Source organism: uncultured Agrococcus sp., assembly GCF_945915485.1.
GTDB lineage: Bacteria > Actinomycetota > Actinomycetes > Actinomycetales > Microbacteriaceae > Agrococcus.
Genome location: NZ_CAMEFJ010000156.1, coordinates 1 through 3,239, shown reverse-complemented (window position 1 = coordinate 3,239; position 3,239 = coordinate 1). Strand labels below are relative to the sequence as shown.

Annotated in this window: 4 protein-coding genes and 1 pseudogene; 1 reads left to right on the top strand and 4 read right to left on the bottom strand. The window is 63.4% G+C overall.

All coding sequences use genetic code 11. The annotated features are described in order from the left end of the window. Together Q0O95_RS13785 and Q0O95_RS13780 are read right to left on the bottom strand one after the other, a co-directional pair. Positions 1-542: pseudogene (locus Q0O95_RS13785) on the bottom strand (hypothetical protein); the annotation flags it as partial. Continuing rightward, complete coding sequence (locus Q0O95_RS13780) at positions 539-709, bottom strand: hypothetical protein (RefSeq protein WP_293699859.1); 171 nt, start codon at positions 707-709, stop codon at positions 539-541. The gene Q0O95_RS13780 and the pseudogene Q0O95_RS13785, both read right to left, overlap by 4 nt. A 219-nt stretch (positions 710-928) precedes the next feature. Here Q0O95_RS13780 and Q0O95_RS13775 point away from each other — a divergent pair, with 219 nt between their 5' ends. Then, complete coding sequence (locus tag Q0O95_RS13775) at positions 929-1,912, top strand: Lrp/AsnC family transcriptional regulator (protein WP_293699856.1); 984 nt, start codon at positions 929-931, stop codon at positions 1,910-1,912. On the opposite strand, the gene Q0O95_RS13770 is transcribed toward Q0O95_RS13775, so the two are convergent. After that, positions 1,803-2,639: a nitrilase-related carbon-nitrogen hydrolase gene (locus Q0O95_RS13770; protein ID WP_293699853.1), complete on the bottom strand. Its 837-nt coding sequence runs from the start codon at positions 2,637-2,639 to the stop codon at positions 1,803-1,805. The genes Q0O95_RS13775 and Q0O95_RS13770 overlap by 110 nt on opposite strands. 50 nt (positions 2,640-2,689) lie before the next feature. After that, positions 2,690-3,239, bottom strand: a 550-nt coding sequence (locus tag Q0O95_RS13765; RefSeq protein WP_293699851.1) for a TA system VapC family ribonuclease toxin, incomplete at its 5' end; no start/stop codon positions are given.

Below are 3,239 nucleotides of genomic sequence, written 5' to 3'. Positions count from 1 at the left end.
CGGTTCAGCTTGCTGATCGTGACGGGTCCGCGCGAGAGGATGATCCAGCCGATCACGATCGCGAGTAAGGAGAAGACGGTGACGAACGGCCCGAACGTGTCGAACTCTGCTCCGAATGCCTGGTTCGAGATCTCCGTGAACGCTCGCCCGAAGAGCACACCGAGCAACGAAGTCCAGCCCATTTCGACCAGCAGCACGATCGTGAAGACGACGATGCCGACTCCGACGATGCCGAACACCGATTTCAGCGCCCGATACTGCTCGACGCCGATGCGCTGACTCAGCACGACGCTGCCGAAGGCCATGATGGCAAGGCCGATGCTGTTGCCGATGAGCATGGCGGCGATGCCGTCGGTGAACCCGACCAGCAGCACGGTTGCGCCGCCTGTCATGAACGCCCACGTGGCGATGGCAAGGCTGATGGTCACCCAGCTGAAATCGCCGGCGCCCCAGACGCGTTCGGCTTTCGTGAGCGGCAGCGAACCGTACGTGGCTTCCTTCGCGACTTCCTGGTCGACACCGCGAGCGCGTTTCTCGTTCACAGCGCTGCCACGATCCAGGATGCGGCGGCGATGCCGAGCGCCACGGCAATGAACACGAGGATGCTACGACCGCTCAGTGCCGCGTGCACGGAGTCGCCGATCTCGTTCGATTCGATCTCCGTCAAGCGACGGTCGAGCTCCTGCTCGAGTTCAGTGTGCTGTGTCATGGGCGGATAAACCTCCTTGTGCATCCAGTGCCGGGTTGTAGCTTCACACAGCCTAGGGATCGCACACGGATTCGCAAATCAGATAGACAGTGCATAGCCACCGTATCTGCACATTTGCACGGATAAGTAACACTTTACGAGGATTCGGCACCTCAGTAGCCACTGATCGTGTAAAACTGCTGCTATGCAGTCGAACAACTTTGTGCAGCGGAGTGCCGCGTGACGGCCCAGCACGAGCTCGAAGAGCTCCACGGGCGCATCCTGCGGGAGCTTCGGGAGAACGCGCGCGCGAGCTATTCCGGGATCGCGTCACGCCTTGGCACGACCCGACGCATCGTGACGCAAACCGTGCAGGACGCCCTCGACTCCGGTGAGCTTCGCATCACGACTTCGATCAGCCCCGACCTCCTCGGCCTCGAACGGTTCGCGTATCTGCAGCTGAAGACAGACGGCCCGATGGGTCCGGTGCGCGATGCCCTGATCGAGATGGTGGAGACGACGTTCGTCGCCGATATCTCGGGTGCCTACGCGATCGACGCCGAGATTCGGGTCGGCCCCGATCCTCACCTGCGGGAAACCGTCGATCGGGTGCGGAGTCTGCCGGGCGTACGCTCGTTGACGATGCACGTCTACGAGAGCATCGACATCAATCTCTATTCGCCCATCCGCACGGGGTCGACGCGGTTTCTGGTCGACGAGGCCGATCACGCCATCGTGCAGCACCTGCAGCAGGACGGAAGAGCCTCGTTTCGCACGCTCGGAGAAGCCGCGGGCATCTCTCCCAGCGGGGCACGCCTCAGGTTCGAACGGCTCACGGCGCACGGCGCGGTCAAGGTCGTGGGCATCCCGTCCAGGCGCAACAAGACCGACTTCCCGTCGCTCGGGGTCGGCCTCCAGGCCAGGCGCTCGTTGCAGAGTGCATTGCGGCTGGTGAGGCAATTGCAGCCAGAGTTCTTGGCGATCACGAACGGCCACTACGACATGATCGCGACCCTCTCGGCCGAGAACTACGAGGGGCTCATCCAGGTGACCGATCGCCTGCGAGCCGCCGACGAGATCGAGTCAGTCGAGGCCTGGTCTAATCTGCGCATCCTCAAGGAGCAGTACGGCGAGGGAGATCAGATTCTGCCCACGCGGCGTAGAGCTCGCCGCGGCGATCGCGAAGGTAGTTCGACTCCGGCCCCGGCACCGAATCGGGGCTAGGAAGTTCGACGATCAGCAGTTGCGAATCGGCGCCTGCCCGGCCGAGTACCGACCCGTCCCATGACGCGACGAGGCTGTTGCCCGCGAACGACACGGGGTCGCCTCCGGCCGCGACTCGCGCGGATGCAGGATGGTCGGCATATGCGACGACGACGCCGTTTTCGGCCGCACGAGCGGGGATGAGAATGTCGGGCACGTAGTGCGCCGTGCTGTCGATCGCGGTCGGCACCAGCACGAGGTTCGCACCCCTGGATGCGAGGTGACGGGCAGGCTCGGCGAACTCGATGTCGTAACAGATCTGCAGACCGACGTTCCAACCGCGCCAGTCGACGACCTGCGCGGGTGCGTCCGCCGCCGCGAATGTCGTCCGCTCTTCCTCGCCCCACAGGTGCACCTTGTCGTAGCTGAGCAGCTGGCGGCCGTCAGCGGCCCAGAAACCGGCCGAGATCGTAATCGATCCGTCGTCCTGCCGACGCGGGTAGCTGGTGACGATGCCGGTTTCGGTCGATGCGGCAACCTGAGCTACCCGCTGCTGGATGCTCGTCACGTCGTTCTCCGGCAGCCAGTCGCGCAGTGCCACCGGCGCGTAGCCGGTGATGAACAGCTCTGGGGTCAAGACGAGTTCGGCACCGGCATCGCGGGCCGCTTCGGCGCCGGCGCGCAACGTCTCGAGGTTGGCGTTGACATCGAGCGGTTCAGCCTCGACCTGCAGCAGCGCTATTCGCACAGTGAATCCTCCTACCGGGGTCGACCTCGTGTGGCGACCGCATTCGCTCCTTACGCACTCCAGACTGTAACCCACCGCTGATCGGCGGGAACGAGCGAAGACTTGAGCGAAGCGTCGAATGTCGCAAGTTGCACATCGTGGTGTGCCGCAAGATTGACGAGGTGGAGGCCGGTCACTTGCCGTCGACCGATGAGTACTCGCGTGTCGACCCGTTCTTCCGCGAGGGATGTCGCGTCCGGCAGGAACGACCAGTTCGGTACCTTGCGAATAGCCGCCAGCTGGTCAAGAGCTTCGCGTCCGCGCAGCCTCCTCCCCACGACCGCCTCGGTCAATAACAATCGCAGAAGTCCGGACTCTGTAACGGAACACGTGCTCCAGGAGTCGAGGTCCGCGAACCGCTCATGAGCGATTTCGTGATGAATGTGCTGCCGCCACGTCAAGGCGAGCAGGACATTGACATCAAGCAGCATCGCCAGCGGGTGGATCGTCATCCCGGTAGGTAGCGACCAATTCGTCAGTGACAATGTGATCCACCGAGCCGTCCAGAACAGGGAAACCCGATCGGCTCGACGCGGTTGCGCGCGGAGATTGCAACCCTGC

Bases quoted from the DNA above. Each gene is read 5' to 3' on its own strand.
- Q0O95_RS13780 (WP_293699859.1), bottom strand. From the start codon at position 709: ATGACACAGCACACTGAACTCGAGCAGGAGCTCGACCGTCGCTTGACG.